The organism is Haladaptatus caseinilyticus (assembly GCF_026248685.1).
Classification (GTDB): Archaea; Halobacteriota; Halobacteria; order Halobacteriales; family Haladaptataceae; genus Haladaptatus; species Haladaptatus caseinilyticus.
Window position 1 is genome coordinate 110,635 of record NZ_CP111038.1, and the last position, 17,700, is coordinate 128,334.

A 17,700-nucleotide genomic window follows, 5' to 3' on the forward strand; every position below is an offset into this window, starting at 1 on the left:
TTGTTAGGATAATATACTAACCATGCAACTTACAGAGAGTTCCGAATGCTGTCAGCGGGCGACGCAATGAGAGTTAACGGCAATCCGGACTTGGCAGGATGGATGCGCGTCCACGAAGCTAATACAGAGACCACGAACGATGGTCGCGGATTATGATGGTATAATCACGGGAGTTTTTCGAACCTCCATTTTGACGACGCCACTATCCGAGATCAATCACTTAGTCCAGATGGAACATTGTGGTATAATCGACTACCTCACCAGTGACTTTCGAAGACGACTTGATTGAGAACATGCAGAAGTGTCCCGAGCTAACGGTTGAATGCCAACTTAAGGTCATCTATTGCGGGATGAGGGCCGGACATAGGTCGCATATTCAGTACTGCGAGATTCTGAATCAGAAATGATGAGAGCGAACAAATTATTATCCTAGTAATTAATCGTTCTTACTAATCATGGAAACCAGAACGGTACACTTGGATTCTCTTCTAACAGACGGATTATTCGATATTCCCAGTTACCAACGAAGTTACTCCTGGAGAGAACTGCAACTTCAAGACTTACTGGAGGATTTGCTCTATCTTCCCAAGGGAAAGACACACTTCTTTGGGAACATCATTTTAGACAAGCAAGAGGAGCAATTCCGAACGGACCGTGGCAGACGGTTTGAGAAATTTGATGTTGTTGACGGGCAACAACGCTTGACCTCTGCGGTCATTTTTCTCCATGTGGCCGCACAATTCGATGATACGGTGGCCAATACACTTGACGAGGATAATCTTCTTTTTCCGGTCACAGAACGACCGAGATTGCTCCCGCAAGACCAGGACAAGGAATATTTCCGCGATAGCCTACTAGGGTCCGCCACAATTGAGACCGAGACGCCGTCTCAAGACCGACTCAAACAGGCCTACGAATTCTTTGAGCACGAATTCCAACAATTGGACGATGGCAGAACAATTCAAAAGCTGGTCGAGAAGCTTCGGTATGATTGTCGAATAAATGTCGTAGAAATAGACGACGAATCAGAAGCTGCTTCGATCTTCGAGAGTTTGAATGATCGTGGGAGGTCTCTGTCGACCCTAGATAAGACGAAGAGTTTCCTGATGTATATGGACGATCGCTCCAGCAATAATGGAGCATTAGAGGAAAAAATCAAGGATAGGTTTGGGAGCATCTACCGGGAGCTATTCGTGCTCACTACTGGCCACGAGCGGGTCAATGATTTCGATGAAGACAGTTTCCTGCGATTCCATTGGGGTATCTACGATGGATACGATTCTAATGAGTACTTCAACGGATTTGAAACCTTGAAAAACCGGTTACGAGAGCAATATCGAGCTGGAGATCTTGAACAAGTGCAGAAAGAGATTGATCACTATGTCCAAGATCTCCGAGAAGCTGCTTCGGCATTTGCGGCTATTTTCGAGCCAAAAAACCGCCCGGAGAAGGTCCAACCGTTATTGACGGAATTATTGGAGCTTGGGAGACTGGCGAATGTTCTTCCCGTACTGATGGCATCATATCTCAGATTCGGCGATGATGAACCAGAAGCATTCGCCAAGATCATCAAAGCGTGTGAAACGTTGGTCTTCAGAATGTATGCGATCGATAGCCGCCGTTCAGATACAGGGAGAGGCCGATTAGTCCGGCTCGCCCATGAGATACATAACGACCGGTCGCTCGAACCTCCGGAGATTGTGATGAAGATCGATACTATAACGGATCGGTACACTTCCGATGACCGATTTGAACGAAATCTTCGCGACCCTGGCTTCTACAACAGCACCACCAGTCGAGACGCCAAGTATCTGCTCTACAAGTATGGCCAACAAATCGATTCAGAGGCTGGCGAAGAAGTACTCAAGGACGTCTCACATATCCTCTCACCTGAGTTCCAAGTTGAACATATTCTTGCCCGACAACTGCCGGAAGCTGCTATTCCGGAGAATTTAGTCGGTGAATTTGATGAACACGTTCATCGACTGGGCAACCTGACTATTGCCAGTCGATACTGGAATAGCTCCTACGGCAACTTGCCATTCGCAGAAAAGAAACGAGCCAGTGGCAGTCGCGAGAAGGACTACGAATCCTCAGCCCTCCGAGTGCAACGGGAGTTGGCTGACTACAAAAAGTTCTTTAGAGTAGAAATCGACGGTCGAGAAGATATCCTTGTGGAGTTTGCCCTTGAAAATTGGTCGATAGAGCCACCAGAGATTGAGCAATCGATAGAGGATGTCCCTGAAGACTTTGTTGGATATTTCCCCCCTAGTTTCTTCGAACGGTTGACCAACAAGCAAGAAGCGATGTTTCGTATTTTGTACGATGCTGAGGCTCCAATAGGGACAGACGAGCTAATCCAACGAATAGAAGAAGAATATGGGGAAACTGTCGATGGAAGTAGCGGATTGTCGGGGATTCTCGCGGGATTAACTGCCAAACATTCCAAGGAGTTCAGACGTTCAATCATGCCGGCTCAGTGGATGGGAGACCAGTACGAATGGCGACTCGCATTAGATGAAGAACAGGAACAAATATTCAAAGAGAAGTTAAAAATAGAGAGATAATTCACAAGCCCTACGAACGTCGCTAAACGTGGAATGCTTAGAGAAACGAGTTGAGACTGACTTCGTCATAACTCGCGAGAAATTGCTTAATGCGTTTCTCACGCCAGCCTAGCGGTGACAACACACTCGCCGCAGCGCGAATCAACAACTCCCGATAGAACCCGACATCATACACGTCTAATTCTTCACTCGCCAACAGCACCCGTTCTCGCGATTTCTTCGCATCATCAACCACAACATACGACACACTCTGACCTGGCGACCGCGCCAACCCCAAATCAGCCGCCCGCTCTAACGCCGCTACACTCCGCGTCGATTGCGTGTAGTCCTCCTTCTTCTTCGAAACGCGATTCGTAATCACCAACTCACTCGGACCGACCGCCCCTCGCTCAAGTCGATCAACCCACGACCGTAGTTCCTCACAAACCGCCTCTGGATCACGATACGCATCGACCGCTCGAATCAACGTTTGCTGCGCCTCGTCGATATACGAGGGCGTACTTCGCTGACGACACTCGATACCTCGATACTTGTACTCATCTTCGCCAGCGACCTTTCCGAAATACTTCGTCAACGCACCAGCATCCGAATCACGCAACGGCACGAACGATATCCAGTCGTAGTGGGCTTCATGCTCAAGCCGAATTGCCACCTCTTCAGAAATCTCAGAGACAAGCTTAGACAACGAGGTCTGTTCCTCGCCGTCGATTGGCGTCACCCACACGCTATCGACGATCCCATGCACAATGCGCCACCCGTTCTCCTCGAGCACTGCTTTCGTCTCCAACAGAATCTCCCGTGCATACGCATTGATCGCTTCGTGGCACTCGATCCGCCCGAATTTCGCATTCGAAAACCCCTGATAACCGAAACACGACACTAGAATCCACTTGATCGCACTGGACTGGCCTTCCAGTTCATCGCGACGTTCTTCATCCTCAGTCTCGCGAATCTCGGCTTTGATCGCATCACGGTCCTCGATCAACGGCTCAAGCACGTCCGGAAGATACCCCCGCTCGTCACAAATCGAATACCCGATGCCCGGCACGTCCTCCCGACCAGCATGGCACTCACACCGAATCTTCTCGGGACTCACGTTCCGCGTGACGATGATATTGGGATACAGCGAGGAGAAGTCGAGTTCGTGGACATCCTCGTGTAACCCAACATCCGGCGCGAACGTGAACCCACCCCGGTCGGCATCGTGCAGTTGGCGCATCGTCTTGAACTTCTCGTGCCGCCACGACCGCCAGGGCACGAGCACATCGCGCTCGCGAGCTTCCTGGATCTGGATCCCGGTCAGAATATTCCCGATCGATGACCACGCTAACTCCTGCAGTGGCTTACCCGACTGTTCGACGAGATACAGACAGCCGTCGAGGTTTGTCTGATTCCACATGAACGTATTCGAGCCGTCGATGATCACCCGCCCAGGAAGATTGTAGCGTGCTGGAGAGTGCCCGACTTGCCCGTAGCTTTCGTAGGTTGATTCACCTGCCAACTGCTGCCACCCTGGACGTCGTCCAAGCTGGAACTCCACGTCGAGCCGATCGGCCTGCTGGAACAGGACTGGAATGAGGTCGCTCGTATTTAAGAACAGAACGTCGGGGTCAACACGCTCAACACGAGCCGACAGTGTGGTTAGCACGTCCTCCCCACTCCCGGTCACCGTCTCATCCTCGATCGTGAGTTCCGTGACTTGATCACTCGCAAGCTCCGTCTCCGAGACAGCAATCTGCATCTCCGAGAGTTCGCGGGTCGGGAGTGGGTCAATCTCCGTTTCGAGACAGTAGCGAAACTCCCGCGAGAAATCGACGTTGTAGCAGCGATACTCACCAGGCGAACCCCACTTGCTCACCATTCGGGCCACCGAGTTGACCGCCTTGAGGTCAACCACATCCACTCGAAGTACTTGCTCGGGAACGTGGCGGAAGCTCACGCGTTCATCAACCGTAGCAACCCGACCAACAGCGGGATGGTCACGGAGTGCAGCACGCGCTGTGGAAAAATCACCGTCACCATGAACAGAGACGTAGATTGTCGGCGTATACGACTCATCGACTTCACACTCCACCCCCATCTCGGTCACCGACCAGGTGAGGACGTCGCCGTCGAGGTAGTCGATTTTGTACACCATCGCCTCATCCCTGACCGTTCAAATCGTCCTCGACGTGATCAAGCCGGTCTTCCAAATCGTCGAGTTGTCGCTGCTGTTCGATGAGGATCGAGATGAGGATCGGCGTCTCGACGAACAATGGCTTGTGGACCGTGCTGGGATCGGTATGCAACTGAGCATACTCGAAGAGTCGATCAAAGACTGCTTGATCAGTCGGTCGAAGCGCTCGTCGATACTCGTCCCATCCTGCTTCAATATGGCTGGTTTGGCTCATTGCAGGTAAACACGACTACCAAGATCCCCTTAGGCAAGCCAGGGTCGCTTCCGAATATTCCAATACAGAACGTATCAACATCGACCAGTCCGAGTGACTACCGTGCTGGGCAGCGCAGCAAAGGGTGGATCACTCGCTCTCCATTGGTGGTGGAGCCTGGTCCATGTCATCAATAGAAACCCACCGGACACTCACGCTGTCTCTGACCATTCGGCCACGTTGAGTCCCACATTTTGTGCACCAAATCTCGATGAAGACGAGCTGATGTGGAACGAATTGGCCGATACATTTGTGCTGAATTCCACATCGGTCTGACTGACAGCTGGAACGAGGGTATCGATAGTTCGATTCCGCCTCAGCTGACGCAGTTTGACGCGACTCTACCGCGGTCAATCAGGATCAGAACGTTCGGCAAGGGCGGTGGAATCCGATACTGTTCCATCCGTTTCCGATTCGGATTTCCGAAAGTCCGGTTCTCGACGGGCAAGGCATTGAACAGGATTAGGTTAGTATATTATACTAACCACAGACACAAGATATCGGCAGTGAATCGTGTTAAACGCGCTCGTTAATTGACAATTTGACCTAACCCAGGCGTTTTTTCGCCCCCTAAGGGGTGCGGGGCGTTCCAGACTGAGCGTCTCGATGAAGAGTGATTTCGATGATACGCAGCAACAGCTACGCGACCGGCTTCGATGAAGACGTACCGAGCGAACTAACCAACCAGTGTCCCAGATGTGGCGGCCGGGTCACTACGAACGTGGTTGTGACCAGCTGTGAGGACTGTAGGCTTGTTATCGACGACCAGTGGCCTGTTCAGGGAGCGAAATTTGCATGAGAGATCTCTTGACGCAGCTTCTTGGCCGGTCACAAAGCACCGTCATTGCGGAGTGTCGCCAGTGTGGTACAGTGGTTGAGGTCGAGGCGACCAACTGTCCGAACTGTGACCACGATGGGATCGCAGTCTATCGATTTGATTAACAACTCTTGGATAGCCTCCCAGTGTGCTTGTAAAGCTAAACCGAAACCTCATATATATGGATTCACTATTACTTACCATGGTAGGGAAAGCACAGCTTCGGGTTCTTGGCGCAGTATCCGATGAACAATCACTTACGGCGCTGCATGAGCAGACGGGATACAGCATGAGTCGCATCCACGAGGTTGTTGAAGGACTCGAAGCGGATGGTCTCGTCGTCACCCGGCATGGCGACCGTAATCGCCGACTCGTTTCTCCGGTTGAAACCACTGTCTACACAACGTACCGGCGACTACAAGTCCAACACCCTCATATCGACTTCCCAGCACTCCTCTCGCATCGTACACTACACGTCTGCTGGTTTCTAGATCAGCCACGAACGGTTCGTGAAATCACCGATCGTCTTCCGATAACACGCCAACGTGTGTATCAGCTGCTCAAGCCATTACGAGAGCGCGCAATCATAACCAAGGATGGACCACGATTCGAGATCGCTGATGATCTCGGCGAACTCGTCGCCTTCGCACACGCGGTCGTCGAGCATGAACACCAACAGCGGGCACGAACCCTCGCATCGAGTGCAACTGTCCTTTGGTGTACGCCTGCTGAAGCCCTCGTTGCCGTCGAAACTGAGGACGACCGGGAGCGGTTAGTCGAGACGAACCGGTGGATTGTAACGGGACTTGCTCGATTCGCGGGCTATGGACTCCAGTTCTTCTCGGCGAACCAGCCTCCGCTGTTTTACTCTGAACTCGACACCGAGTTGAGCGTCGAACAACTCGTCTGCCATACACTCCGGACAGGTACTGACCAACGGCGAACGAGCTATGCACTCCTCTTGGTTGTTAGTGCAGGCTACGATGAAGACCGACTCCGAACCATTGCAGCCGACTACGACCTCGAATCGATCGTCGAGGAGATGCTCTCGTTTCTACAGAGCGAGGCGGTCGATTCAAGATATATTCCGACTGAACGTGATTTCGAGATGCTCAAACAACAGTACGAGGTGACTGCATGACCGTCTTTCGTGGCCGTGAGGCAGTCGTCTCGTTCCTACAGGACGTGAACGACGAGTTGAACCAAGATGTCGCAGTCTATCTCGTGGGCGGAAGCGCAATGACGGCACACAGTCTGAAAGATCAGACGAAAGATATCGATCTTGTTCTCGGTGTTTCGACGGAATTCGAACACCTTCGGGATGCACTGCTCGAAATGGGATTCAACATCGATAGTGAACCGACAGCTGCATTCGACGATGTTGGTCGTACGTTCCAACTGTCGAGTGACATGGGCGTACAAGTTGATCTGTTCGAAGAGCAAATCGTGGGGCAAACTTCGGTTGTCAGCAACAATGCGGGATAGAGCAGAACACGTCTACACGGATACGTCCATCCGGGCATTTACATTGGCAAAAGAGGATATGTTTCTGCTGAAGGGTGTCGCTGGTCGTGGGTACGACCCCGAGGATATGCTGACGCTGATTCGGACGGGACTCTCGTTCGAAATAGTGCGTACAGAACTCGAGCAGCAACTTCCCGTCAATAGAGGGACAGTCGAAGCACGACAGGTACTGGACTACGCACACCCACTGATGACGCTCGAACAGACGATATCACGGTTCGATGGTCTCCCATCCACGTTCACTGATGAGGTTGGACGACTTGCAGATCAGGCGTTCACCGAGCGGGAAGTCCTTGTTGCACTCACGGATGGCGAACGTCCTATAGACGACGTCTGTCGTGAAATCGTTGATAAAGAACAGTCTGTGGATGATACCGATACTGTTGAGGCAGCTATCGACCGTCTTGAAGAGAAGCAGATCGTGGTACGTGAAAGAAAAAGGGTATCGATTGCCGAGTCTGTATCAATCTCATAACTAGTTTTCCTTTCTAGAGGTAGAGTCTCGATAAGCGTTGACAATGTACCATCTCCACTCGATGCTTCACATAGACGCTCGCTCATACCCCACTCGTATACCCAGTATAAAAATGACTATACGAATATAGACTTCGAAGGGTACCACAGAAATGCCCACGCGAGAGCTTCCGGACAAGACACCCGGAAGACATATCCCGAAACATTCGAATCTGTACTAATCTCCAGAAACGCTCCCAGTAGAGCCGAAGCTCGGGAATTCCGATTAAATACGAACACGTTCGCTCGTCAGTTGCACCAATATCCATATTTCACAGCACCCGACCTTGTGAAGTACCTCGATGTCTCGCGTCGACCCGCGTATAAGATTGCCGACGACCTCGAAGCGGATGGTCTCATCGAGGAGATCACTGGAAAACAACATGGAAAGGAGTACAAAGAGTCGATGTGTTCGACATCCTCGAGTGAGAAGCAAACAGACAGGAGACGACGTACAGCTGTTTTTTGTACCCCCTGACGGGTGCGGGGTACGCTGTATGTGCCTCGTGGAGAGCCAATGTCCAGTGAAAACCACGTCCTGTCCCATCTGAGGTACAGTAAGCGAGTCGCAAAGCGCGCCCAGTACGAAGCCCTCGAATGTTCACTCACAGCGAGGGGTGTCCTCGTTCGCAATACGAGTCACGCGAATCCAGTCGACCATGAATATCTCGTCACCGTTCGCGACGGGATACCGATTGCCTGTGAGTGTCCTGCGGACGACCGTTACGATGGGGCATGCAAACATCGGGTTGGCGTTGCGATTCGAACACCACTCCTGCAGGCAGCGACAGACCACTCCCTCGTCGCAGACGGCGGGACACAGATTGAGAAGGATGCTGAAACCCATATAGAAGACAGTTACACGGATCAGCCAGCGGACTGTGACTGTGATGGGCTTGGTGGATTTCCGTGTTGGCCTTGTGTACGATCCGGGCGTCGCGATCTCCTGGAAGAGTAGTACAAATCACGTGTGAATCTGCGCTTCTTGCAGGAGGATTTTATTAGCGCCGGCGATGGGTGCCGGCGCACAAATGAAGTGTTGTGTGATGGAGTTGTGTCGAATCAGTGTGTTGGCAGGGTAACCAAAATGCACCAGGTAATTTACGCACTCGTAGAGGCATCGACCGAAGAAACGGCACTTGCATGCGGAAAAGCAGCGTTCGACCGATTGGTCGGCGCTGGTCCTGACAATGCTGCCATCTTTGATTACTACGTCACGTTTGACGATGAGCGGTCGTCCGTCGCAGGGAAAGCTCGGTGGGGCGAACTTCCGGTCGTCGCACCAGTCGACTCCGACGAAGGAACGGAACTCTTAGAACGTGGCTGGGAGGCAACCAGACAGGAGTTCAAACGAAATCTCGAGCGGGTAAGAACGGCGGTCACCGAGTTTAGTGACGATGAACTCATGCACGACAAAGATCTCTCTCGACACGCCTGTTACAATCTTGGCGCGTATCGTGGCCCGTCGCTCTACCTCTACACCGAGTTCGGCGACGCAATTCGTAATCGTGAACACCTCGATCACGTGCTCGATGCCGACGAGCAACTGTGGATCATCCCGGCAGACGTCCACTATTAAGCAACCAGTAGTCACATCCTCTTCGCTCAGCGATTAACCAACACTAGCGGAACTTTGTGAGTAGTGTTGGTTAATCTGGGCAAAGTACCATTCTCCCGAGTTAATTACGAGCATTTTTTCGCCCCCTGAAGGGTGCGAGGCGTTCGAAAGTGAGCGTCTCGACAAACAGTGATTCTTATGGTTTGAATATGAACCAGAAAGATGACTGTACTCGCAGTAATGATACTTCAAAGTACGATACTTCAGAGTACGGTTATACGAAGTACTATATTGGGCGAGATGCTAGTGACGAGTATGGCCGCCTTCGTCAACCGAACTGAGGAACTCTCTCGGCTTCACAGCCTCTACGAGGCAGATGAGGCAACGCTTGCAGTCATCTTTGGGCGACGACGACTCGGCAAAACCGAACTCGTCAAGCACTCGCTCCAAGACGACAATGACGCAGTCGTCTACCAAGCGAAGCAGAAAACATCTAACCTCCAACTCCAGCAGTTCATCGAAACCGCATCAGAAACGTATCCCGGGCTCTCACGGATTCGTGAAGACTGGGATGCAATTCTCGGCTACCTCACTGAACAGGATGCGACCATCGTCCTCGACGAATTTCCATATCTCGTCGAACAGGATCAGAGTCTTCCCTCCGTTCTGCAGGCGATGTTCGACCACGAACTCGACGACTCGACCGCGACCATCGTTCTCGTCGGGTCCTCAATCAGCATGATGGAGGAAGCAGCCCTCCTCGGGAACAGCCCACTCTATGGCCGTTCGTCACTGAAGTTGGATATCAGGGAACTCCCGTTCGACGCTGCCATGGAATTTTTCCCCGAGAACTACACAGCCGACCAACAGGTTCTCATGTGGGGTATCTTCGGTGGCGTCCCGTACTATCTCGAAGAAGTCGCTCCCGACGTAAGCCTCGGAGAGAACATTCACCACACGATCCTCTCACGTCACGGGTCGCTCCACAACGAACCCGACTATGTCCTCCGGATGGAACTCGCCGAACCGACCCGGTACTTTTCGATATTAGAAGCTATCGCCGGCGGGAACACGAGCCGTAACGGGATTGCTGGCACGACCGGCATCGACTACAATCAACTATCGAAGTACCTCCAGCGACTGTCACGACTTCGATTGGTCGACCAGCATGTCCCGGTGACCGAACAGAAAGAACGGAGCAAGCGAAGTCGCTATCGCATCCGCGACTACTTTTTCCGCTTCTGGTTCCACTTCGTCTACGGCACCGGTGACCGATACGACGAACTCGGAGATAACGCCTACGAGGCTGTAATCGAACCAGAGCTTCCGGACTTCGTCAGTCAGGTCTTCGAAGATCTCTGCTGTTCAGCCGTTCGGACACTCTATCCGGAGTACACAATTACAGAGAGGGGACAGTGGTGGTATGGTGAACACGAAATCGACGTCGTGGGGCTCACAAACGAAGAAACACTCATCACAGGCGAGTGCAAGTTCCAGCAATCGCCGCTTGGATACGACGCGTTCTCAAATCTTCTAAATCACGTCGAAGAACTGCGCTGGACACCAGCCAACGGAGGAGAGCGAACGCATGAGTACGCGCTGTTTTCACGGAGCGGGTTCAAGCCATCCGTGGAAGAAGCTGCCGCAGAGCGCGATAATCTCCGACTGTTCACGGTCGATGACGTCGTCACGGCACTCAAACGGTAGCACTATGTCCGACACCGCTCGTCATTGTTTTTTCGAGACGGTACATCTCTAGTATATGGTATTCATTTTCGACGCGCTCGATCTCATATGACTGAAATCGAGTGGACACCGAAAGCACTCGAACTTTTCGAGGAACTTGAAATCGAACCACAAGAACGGTTTGTCAAAAAACTCGACAAGGTAAAAGATCCCATCACCTGTGAGAGTCCTGCAGATACTCGGTACGAAGGAACGTGCAAACACCAGATTGGCGTTGCAATCCGAACTCCACACCTGCAAGCGGCGACAGACCATTCCCTTGTTGCAGACGGTGGAACACAAATTGAGAACAACCCTGAAGCCAATGCGGAAGACAGTGACTGTGACCAACCAGCGGACTGTGACTGTGATGGGCCTGGTGGATTTCCGTGTTGGCCCTGTGTGCGATCCGGGCGTCGCGATCTTCCTGACGAATAGTGTGAATCTGCACTTCTTGCAGGAAGATTTTATTGGCGCCGGCGATGGGTGCCGGCGCACAAATGAAGTGTTGTGTGATAGAGTCGTGTCGAACCAATGCGTCGGCGAGGTGACTGATATGCACCAGGTAATTTATGCACTCGTAGAAGCATCGACCGAAGAGACGGCACTTGCATGCGCAAAAGCGGCGTTCGACCGATTGGTTGGCGCTGGCCCCGACAATGCTGCCATCTTTGATTACTATGTGATGTTCGATGACGAGCGGTCGTCCGTTGCAGGAAAAGCTCGGTGGGGCGACCTTCCGGTCGTCGTACCAGTCGACTCCGAAGACGGAGCGGAACTCCTCGAGCGTGGTTGGCAGGCTACTAGGCAGGAGTTCGAACGGAATCTCGAACGAGTGAGAACGGCGGTCACTGAGTTCAGTGATGAGGAACTCATGCACGACAAAGATCTCGCCCGCCACGCTTGTTACAATCTCGGCGCGTATCGTGGCCCGTCGCTCTACCTGTACACTGAATTTGGCGATGCGATTCGCAATCGTGAACACCTCGATCATGTACTCAGTGCTGATGAGCAGGTGTGGATCATTCCGGCGGATGTCCACTACTAAGCAAACACCGCGAAGGAATCCTCCTCGCTCAGAGATTAACCAACAGTACGACTCTACTGCGATCGACGTTGGTTAAGTCGAGCAACGGTCCTCCTTCACGAGTGAAGCGACAAGAACGGTTTTTCACCCCTCAAAGGGTGCGGGGGCAGACAGAGACCTTCGCAGGATACACATGACTGAGCCTAACACAGTACCTGAGACAGACATCGAATCGGATCCAAATCGCGAGTCGTCAACCGAAACGGAGTACGTCGAACGAACTGATGTCGGCGTTTCACTCATACTGAGTACGATAATGGCCTCCATCTCGTCGATCAGACGATTCGAGACGTCGGTCTCGAGTTTTTGACTGCGACAGCAGATATCTCGCCACCGTCGATCTCAGAAGCGTATGTTCTCCCGCAGTTCGCGGGTATGGATTATGCATTCACTGCCATCGATGCGATCTATGTCTGGAACTGTGGTGGCTACCAAGTTGCTCGCGATCCGGAGGACTATCCGCTGTTCATTGCCGTCCACGAGTCCGAAGTCGACACCTGGACGGAATTTTTCGATCGATTCGGAATCCCAACTGCGAAGGAACGCCAGCCCGCCGATGACCTCAACGGCGCCATCCAGGTCGTCCTCGAACCACGGTCACAGATCGAGGCCGAGATGGTCGACGGACGACCCGTCATCTCACTCCAGGAAACCGTGACGTTCGCAAACGAGGACTACGCGACCTTTGAATCAGCACTCGACATGCTCGGACGGATGTACAACGACATCGACACTGATGCGAACTACCGCATGGACTGACTGGAATTCCCTACAGCTCTCTACAAAGGTTCAATCGTTGCAGCAGCACTCGTAAGACTGCTGACTGAAATTCTTCACGTGGTCATGGGTCGTCACGGAAAGACTGAACATCATTTCAGCTTGCTCAGCGGTTGCAACCGTATCGCGATAATACGCTGCCGATCGATTGTCAGTGTAGAGCGTCTGGAGACGGCGAGCCGTCTCCTCGGAGAAGACACCGAGTGCCGCGGCACGGTCGTAGGCTCGGGTATGGTTCTGAAAGTTGTCGATCGAGTCGTTCGATGCAGATAGGACATAGAATTCCAAGCTCCGCTCGATGGCTGCGAACGACATCTCGATGACGCTCGTATGGTAGCCATCGTGTTTACGGAGGGTACGGCATGCGTCGAGAAGACGGCACGCCTTTCGGAGCTGTATGACCGGCGGCTGATTCGCCTCCGGATCGAGGTTTTCTTCGTACTCGGGTGCGCCGGTCGTGTAGCCGCCAAATGCATCCTCAGCTCGATCAAGCGCGTCGAGAACCGACGATGAATCCTCAGGCATTGGTCAACACCTCCTCCTTGAGATTCCGGAGTGCCTCGCTCTCGTGGAGCGTGATCGCATCCGTGAAAATATCTGTGAGTCGGTCGGCATAGCCGTGGGCCGACTCAATTGACTCAACCATCACTTGGAACTCGTATCGCTCCCCGTCGAACCGTTCCTGTCCGAGTTCCGTTGCGATCTCGTTCGCCCGATGCTGCTCGCCGCGTGAATCTTCCACCAACACCCACAGATCAATATCGCTCTGCCTGTCCGCTTGTCCTCGGGCGACACTCCCGAAAACGAGGACACCTCGGACGTCGTCCAGTCCCGTGTGGAGTCGGTCGAGCGCCGTTCGGATAGGCTCGTGAAACTCCGACTGTGGAATCCGAAGGACTGGATCATCCGGCTTGGTTACTCTGGACCGATTGATACCGACTGGACGCCGATTGCCCTCGGCCTCTGCGGTCACGAGGCCGTTGTCCTCAAGAATATCGACGGCACTCTTGATGGAGTACGTCGAGTGTTCGGTGAGCCGACTCAATTCCCGAATTGTGAAAGTCTCGTATGGGTTATCGATGAGCAGTCGAAGGATATCGTTCGTGGCTTTATATCGAAACAACTCCGGATTCGGTGCCGGAACTGGAAGCTGGATAGCTCCCCCCTCATTCGACCTCGTGGTCTCGTCGTCCGAGCCATTCTGTTTTGCCATACCTAACACGTTTGCTCTGACAATACAATATTTAAAGTATCTTACGATGTACTACTGGGCAGGACAACTCCTCGTCAGAGAACACTGTTTGTCGTCGCCTTGAGGGCTCTGAGGCGAACTCCCAGTCGTGGCCCCAGTTGATTCAGCCGGCGGCGAGGAGCTTGTAGAACGTGGCTGGGAGGCAACCAGACAGGAGTTCGAACGGAATCTCGAACGAGTGAGAACGGCGGTCAACGAGTTCAGTGATGATGAGTTCATGCACGACAAAGATCTCGCTCGGTACGCCTGTTACAATCTTGGGGCGTATCGTGGGCCATCACTCTACCAGTACACCGAATTTGGCGACGCGATTCGCAATCAGGAACATCTTGAGCATGTACTCAATGCCGACGAGCAGCCGTGGATCATTCCGGCGGATGTCCACTATTAGTTGGTGAGAAATTGTTTCAATTTTCGTTCGAGACGGAAACGTACTTCTCTGTTACGTTACTTACCATACGCGTCGAGGAGATCCCACTCCTCGCGCATCAGTTCTCGAACGCCGTGGTCAAGTATCCCCTCACCGAGTGAGGTAGCCTGGTAGTACGAGTAGAGCCCGTCGCTGCCGGGTGTCTTCTGTTTTCGATTCTCGACGAGTCCTACATCGACGAGTGCATCGAGATGATAGTGGAGTGTGTTTGAGGGAAGGTCAAGGCTCCGTTCGAGTTCTTTTGCACTGTGAGCTCCTGTTTCGGTGAGAAAATGGAGAATTCGGAAGCGGGTTTCATTCCCGATAGCTCGCTGCATGGCTAGATACTGTTCGAGAGAGAGGAGACTGTGTTCCGGCAAGAGTCCTGCCAGATCATCCGCGTCGGGGGACGAACGATCGGTTTCAGCCATATTAAGTACTTACTCACACAGATGCATAAGTACTCGCTGACTCAGCACTTACAGAAAAACAGCCTATTTATATACTGACGCGAAATGGAAGTGTAATGCGCGACCGTCTACTCGACGAACTCGGCGAGCTAGCTCACTCACACTTTCTCGTCTATCTGATGGGGCCATACAAGACATTTGACGTCGATGCACTTCTGGACACGGCTGAAACCGACGAGCGGGAGATCCTCCGTTCGATCCCAGAAACAGTGGACTTCGGTGCACTTGTCGGATCGGACGCCGACCTTGACCAGCAAGAAGCAGTGTTCGATTTGCTGTTGTATGCCCGCGATCGACTTCGGACTGAGCCAGGTGTCAACGCGTTTCTGGCCGTCGATATCGACATCCCGCTAGAGGAGATGGACGCTGCAACCCAAAGTATCGAATTCGCGCTCGCAAGCAACGCCATCATTTACATCGTTCCCAAAATCGGTGATAACCTCGGCGTCGGCATTGAGACTGGATCCGTTCTAGAGGCAATCTTTCGTGAGCACGATGAGCAAGCGCCGACCGCACATCAGGAACGAATACTGTTCATTCACGAATCCGGTGTCCGGAGTGCAATGATCGCTGCCGTTCAAGATCGGTGGGACGCTCGAATTTACTCATATGACGACCGTGATGATCTCGTCCATCAACTTCGGTTGTTCATCCGTGATCTCGCACGACGCGAACAGCGTGGCGACCTCCCACAGCTTAAGTGATATCTCCCCTCTGCTCGCTCTTCCCGGTCTTGTAGCAGTCGGTCACTCCGCAAGGGGACACGTGTCGAAACGACGGAACTCTTTGAACATAGTTGGAAAGGTATTAATAAAGTATCTCGAGTCAACACGGCAATTTTCTGGATTATCATCTCTCAAATGAGGTGTAAACTTCAACAGATGATGAACTACGCACTCAAGAACCCGAGTTCAGAAAGGCGTGATTTGACCTGCTCAACGCCTCTTTGTGTCTCGGTTTCTGACTTCGCTCCAGTGATGATGAGTTTCCCGCTGTTAAACAAGAGAACAACAATTGACAATTCCTTAAGTCGGTACACCAGTCCTGGAAATTGTTCGGGTTCATATTCACTCTCTTCAAGTCCTAAGCCGATAGCGAGCGCATTGAGATTGAGCGATGTTTCAAGATCAGCACTCGAAACCAGATTTTCAATCGAAATCGATGGCTCTTCTGTCACAGGAATTCCAAGCTCACGAAGTTGAGTGAACAGTTCACGATATCCTCTTTTTACGTCTTGTATGCTGTTTGCACCAGTACTGATGATTGCCCCCGAGCGATACAGCAACATTGTCGCCGGAGTCGTCTGGATTCGACAAATCACACCGGGAAACTCCTCGGCATCATACGTGCCACTCGGTAGATCTGCACCCACTTGAGCAACATCGAGTTCTTGGTCAACTTTAGAAACCGCAACAATATTCTCGATCTCGATGTGTGTTGATGAGGGCTGTGATTTCATTGAATAACTCTTAGTTTGTGTGATAATGATTCAACCGGTGTATCATAACTATAGAAGTAGCGTTCTCACATGTACCCATATTAGTGGAAGTGCAATCACAACCGTCACGGCGTTTCGATACCGGAGAAGACGATATTATTTAGTATCTAATGTTGCCCTAAACAATAGAGATAATAGCCAGTTCTTCTGTGTGTTAATCAATAGCAATGTCACAGTATAGAAGCCGGTTAATTGACCGTACGTCGCTTTCGAGCGCACAACAACTCATTAGCAACGAAGAATCCCAAGTTCAAGCTGAAATCGACGCATTCGAGGACTTTCTCGACCGGCTCGACGAAATTCCGCCGCATCCGTATCGAGCAGATGGTGGTTCACTGCGTGGTACAGTTCAATCACGATCGTCTACCTCACACACATTCTCGAGTGCGGTTCAGAAAGCGTACCGTGAAACAGTCCTTGCAGTCGACCATTGGGAAGACGAGTATGGTGAGAACACCGTCTTGGAGAGCATTACAAATGAATTCAGTCCCGAGGTGGCAGCCGGACTGGCAAGCGGGTCAGAGATGTGGTCCCAACCGTTGTGGGATCAACTCAAGAGCGCGAGTGAGGAGGCGATCGAAACCCGCCAGCACTCATACTCGATGGTGACAACAGAGCGACAGCAACTCGAGGAACTCCACAGTTCGCTTATTGACGTTGGTGAGGAGTTAGCTGCAATCGAACGAGGTGAGTTTGCTTTCGAAGAGTGCACCGATCGACTCACGTCAATTGAGCAGCAGCTCGATGATCTGACACGCGATCAGCAATCGTATTTGCACCAGCGCAAGCGATCAAATGAGGAATTATTCACAACGTATGTCTATTCTGACCTCGACACCGATTATCCAGGGTTGGCGGCCATTGCAACAACTCGCCAGCTGCTCGATCGCATCGAACTTCGCCATTGGGCAAGTGCGAACTGATGTTTATCGGGAGTGACAAACCATCAAGTGGGCGTTCGATTTTGCGATGATGACTGTAACCGATCTACTAGCAATCAGCGTTAGAGGTCATGCGAACGCCCATCCTGCGTCGAAATGGATTACGAAACGTCGAATTCTACGGTTTCAGTCG

Annotated in this window: 19 protein-coding genes and 1 pseudogene; 14 read left to right on the forward strand and 6 right to left on the reverse strand. The window is 52.1% G+C overall.

The annotated features are described in order from the left end of the window. The first annotated feature begins 455 nt into the window (after window positions 1-455). Window positions 456-2,567 (forward strand): DUF262 domain-containing protein, encoded by a 2,112-nt coding sequence (locus OOF89_RS16785; RefSeq protein ID WP_266080629.1) that lies wholly within the window; start codon window positions 456-458, stop codon window positions 2,565-2,567. A gap of 37 nt (window positions 2,568-2,604) precedes the next feature. Here the strand turns inward: OOF89_RS16785 and OOF89_RS16790 are convergent, their stop codons facing one another. After that, window positions 2,605-4,704, reverse strand: coding sequence for a type B DNA-directed DNA polymerase (locus tag OOF89_RS16790; RefSeq protein ID WP_266080630.1), 2,100 nt, complete (start codon window positions 4,702-4,704; stop codon window positions 2,605-2,607). Window positions 4,705-4,708: 4 nt separating this feature from the next. Then, window positions 4,709-4,957, reverse strand: a complete 249-nt coding sequence (locus OOF89_RS16795; RefSeq protein WP_266080631.1) for a hypothetical protein — start codon at window positions 4,955-4,957, stop codon at window positions 4,709-4,711. Between the two features lie 1,058 nt (window positions 4,958-6,015). On the opposite strand from OOF89_RS16795, the gene OOF89_RS16805 reads away from it, so the two are divergent. From OOF89_RS16805 to OOF89_RS16850, 10 genes and pseudogenes are all read left to right on the forward strand, one after another. Beyond that, window positions 6,016-6,954, forward strand: coding sequence for a MarR family transcriptional regulator (locus tag OOF89_RS16805; RefSeq protein ID WP_266080632.1), 939 nt, complete (start codon window positions 6,016-6,018; stop codon window positions 6,952-6,954). After that, window positions 6,951-7,298, forward strand: coding sequence for a hypothetical protein (locus tag OOF89_RS16810; protein ID WP_266080633.1), 348 nt, complete (start codon window positions 6,951-6,953; stop codon window positions 7,296-7,298). Before OOF89_RS16805 ends, OOF89_RS16810 begins: the two co-directional genes overlap by 4 nt. Next, window positions 7,288-7,812 carry a hypothetical protein gene (locus tag OOF89_RS16815; RefSeq protein WP_266080634.1) on the forward strand — a complete coding sequence of 175 codons (525 nt, stop codon included), beginning with the start codon at window positions 7,288-7,290 and terminating at the stop codon, window positions 7,810-7,812. Before OOF89_RS16810 ends, OOF89_RS16815 begins: the two co-directional genes overlap by 11 nt. Before the next feature lie 555 nt (window positions 7,813-8,367). Further along, window positions 8,368-8,808 carry an SWIM zinc finger family protein gene (locus OOF89_RS16820; RefSeq protein ID WP_266080635.1) on the forward strand — a complete coding sequence of 147 codons (441 nt, stop codon included), beginning with the start codon at window positions 8,368-8,370 and terminating at the stop codon, window positions 8,806-8,808. 129 nt (window positions 8,809-8,937) lie between these two features. Continuing rightward, window positions 8,938-9,429, forward strand: coding sequence for a hypothetical protein (locus OOF89_RS16825; RefSeq protein ID WP_266080636.1), 492 nt, complete (start codon window positions 8,938-8,940; stop codon window positions 9,427-9,429). 294 nt (window positions 9,430-9,723) lie between these two features. Then, window positions 9,724-11,115, forward strand: a complete 1,392-nt coding sequence (locus OOF89_RS16830; protein ID WP_266080637.1) for an ATP-binding protein — start codon at window positions 9,724-9,726, stop codon at window positions 11,113-11,115. 87 nt (window positions 11,116-11,202) lie between these two features. After that, entirely contained in the window at window positions 11,203-11,571 is a 369-nt protein-coding gene (locus OOF89_RS16835) for a hypothetical protein (protein WP_266080638.1), read from the forward strand. Window positions 11,572-11,689: 118 nt separating this feature from the next. After that, entirely contained in the window at window positions 11,690-12,181 is a 492-nt protein-coding gene (locus OOF89_RS16840) for a hypothetical protein (protein WP_266080639.1), read from the forward strand. A 172-nt stretch (window positions 12,182-12,353) separates the two neighbouring features. Next, complete coding sequence (locus tag OOF89_RS16845) at window positions 12,354-12,530, forward strand: hypothetical protein (RefSeq protein ID WP_266080640.1); 177 nt, start codon at window positions 12,354-12,356, stop codon at window positions 12,528-12,530. Then, window positions 12,461-12,979: pseudogene (locus tag OOF89_RS16850) on the forward strand (RNA polymerase subunit sigma-70); the annotation flags it as partial. The gene OOF89_RS16845 and the pseudogene OOF89_RS16850, both read left to right, overlap by 70 nt. A gap of 30 nt (window positions 12,980-13,009) precedes the next feature. Here the strand turns inward: OOF89_RS16850 and OOF89_RS16855 are convergent. Both OOF89_RS16855 and OOF89_RS16860 read right to left on the reverse strand, forming a co-directional pair. Beyond that, a complete protein-coding gene (locus OOF89_RS16855; RefSeq protein ID WP_266080641.1) occupies window positions 13,010-13,522 on the reverse strand; it encodes a DNA-binding protein in 513 nt (170 codons plus the stop codon). Beyond that, window positions 13,515-14,210, reverse strand: coding sequence for a nucleotidyltransferase domain-containing protein (locus tag OOF89_RS16860; RefSeq protein WP_266080642.1), 696 nt, complete (start codon window positions 14,208-14,210; stop codon window positions 13,515-13,517). The genes OOF89_RS16855 and OOF89_RS16860 overlap by 8 nt, the downstream gene beginning before the upstream one ends. Before the next feature lie 127 nt (window positions 14,211-14,337). Here OOF89_RS16860 and OOF89_RS16865 point away from each other — a divergent pair, with 127 nt between their 5' ends. Continuing rightward, entirely contained in the window at window positions 14,338-14,640 is a 303-nt protein-coding gene (locus OOF89_RS16865; RefSeq protein WP_266080643.1) for a hypothetical protein, read from the forward strand. A 56-nt stretch (window positions 14,641-14,696) separates the two neighbouring features. Here OOF89_RS16865 and OOF89_RS16870 read toward each other — a convergent pair whose 3' ends face one another. After that, a complete protein-coding gene (locus tag OOF89_RS16870; RefSeq protein WP_266080644.1) occupies window positions 14,697-15,089 on the reverse strand; it encodes an ArsR/SmtB family transcription factor in 393 nt (130 codons plus the stop codon). A 95-nt stretch (window positions 15,090-15,184) separates the two neighbouring features. Between OOF89_RS16870 and OOF89_RS16875 the strand changes: the two genes are divergently transcribed. Continuing rightward, a complete protein-coding gene (locus OOF89_RS16875; protein ID WP_266080645.1) occupies window positions 15,185-15,832 on the forward strand; it encodes a DUF7509 family protein in 648 nt (215 codons plus the stop codon). Between the two features lie 185 nt (window positions 15,833-16,017). On the opposite strand, the gene OOF89_RS16880 is transcribed toward OOF89_RS16875, so the two are convergent. Beyond that, a complete protein-coding gene (locus tag OOF89_RS16880; protein WP_266080646.1) occupies window positions 16,018-16,587 on the reverse strand; it encodes a TATA-box-binding protein in 570 nt (189 codons plus the stop codon). A 206-nt stretch (window positions 16,588-16,793) separates the two neighbouring features. Between OOF89_RS16880 and OOF89_RS16885 the strand changes: the two genes are divergently transcribed. Continuing rightward, window positions 16,794-17,549, forward strand: coding sequence for a DUF7260 family protein (locus OOF89_RS16885; RefSeq protein WP_266080647.1), 756 nt, complete (start codon window positions 16,794-16,796; stop codon window positions 17,547-17,549). Window positions 17,550-17,700 lie beyond the last annotated feature (151 nt).

What these genes read in the sequence shown, in the direction of transcription:
- OOF89_RS16820 (WP_266080635.1), top strand. Translation starts at nt 8,368, where the DNA reads ATGTCCAGTGAAAACCACGTCCTGTCCCATCTGAGGTACAGTAAGCGA.
- OOF89_RS16885 (WP_266080647.1), top strand. Translation starts at nt 16,794, where the DNA reads ATGTCACAGTATAGAAGCCGGTTAATTGACCGTACGTCGCTTTCGAGC.
- OOF89_RS16840 (WP_266080639.1), top strand. Translation starts at nt 11,690, where the DNA reads ATGCACCAGGTAATTTATGCACTCGTAGAAGCATCGACCGAAGAGACG.
- OOF89_RS16855 (WP_266080641.1), bottom strand. Translation starts at nt 13,522, where the DNA reads ATGCCTGAGGATTCATCGTCGGTTCTCGACGCGCTTGATCGAGCTGAG.
- OOF89_RS16845 (WP_266080640.1), top strand. Translation starts at nt 12,354, where the DNA reads ATGACTGAGCCTAACACAGTACCTGAGACAGACATCGAATCGGATCCA.
- OOF89_RS16875 (WP_266080645.1), top strand. Translation starts at nt 15,185, where the DNA reads ATGCGCGACCGTCTACTCGACGAACTCGGCGAGCTAGCTCACTCACAC.
- OOF89_RS16880 (WP_266080646.1), bottom strand. Translation starts at nt 16,587, where the DNA reads ATGAAATCACAGCCCTCATCAACACACATCGAGATCGAGAATATTGTT.
- OOF89_RS16835 (WP_266080638.1), top strand. Translation starts at nt 11,203, where the DNA reads ATGACTGAAATCGAGTGGACACCGAAAGCACTCGAACTTTTCGAGGAA.
- OOF89_RS16815 (WP_266080634.1), top strand. Translation starts at nt 7,288, where the DNA reads ATGCGGGATAGAGCAGAACACGTCTACACGGATACGTCCATCCGGGCA.
- OOF89_RS16790 (WP_266080630.1), bottom strand. Translation starts at nt 4,704, where the DNA reads ATGGTGTACAAAATCGACTACCTCGACGGCGACGTCCTCACCTGGTCG.
- OOF89_RS16860 (WP_266080642.1), bottom strand. Translation starts at nt 14,210, where the DNA reads ATGGCAAAACAGAATGGCTCGGACGACGAGACCACGAGGTCGAATGAG.
- OOF89_RS16805 (WP_266080632.1), top strand. Translation starts at nt 6,016, where the DNA reads ATGGTAGGGAAAGCACAGCTTCGGGTTCTTGGCGCAGTATCCGATGAA.
- OOF89_RS16810 (WP_266080633.1), top strand. Translation starts at nt 6,951, where the DNA reads ATGACCGTCTTTCGTGGCCGTGAGGCAGTCGTCTCGTTCCTACAGGAC.
- OOF89_RS16825 (WP_266080636.1), top strand. Translation starts at nt 8,938, where the DNA reads ATGCACCAGGTAATTTACGCACTCGTAGAGGCATCGACCGAAGAAACG.
- OOF89_RS16795 (WP_266080631.1), bottom strand. Translation starts at nt 4,957, where the DNA reads ATGAGCCAAACCAGCCATATTGAAGCAGGATGGGACGAGTATCGACGA.
- OOF89_RS16785 (WP_266080629.1), top strand. Translation starts at nt 456, where the DNA reads ATGGAAACCAGAACGGTACACTTGGATTCTCTTCTAACAGACGGATTA.
- OOF89_RS16870 (WP_266080644.1), bottom strand. Translation starts at nt 15,089, where the DNA reads ATGGCTGAAACCGATCGTTCGTCCCCCGACGCGGATGATCTGGCAGGA.
- OOF89_RS16830 (WP_266080637.1), top strand. Translation starts at nt 9,724, where the DNA reads ATGGCCGCCTTCGTCAACCGAACTGAGGAACTCTCTCGGCTTCACAGC.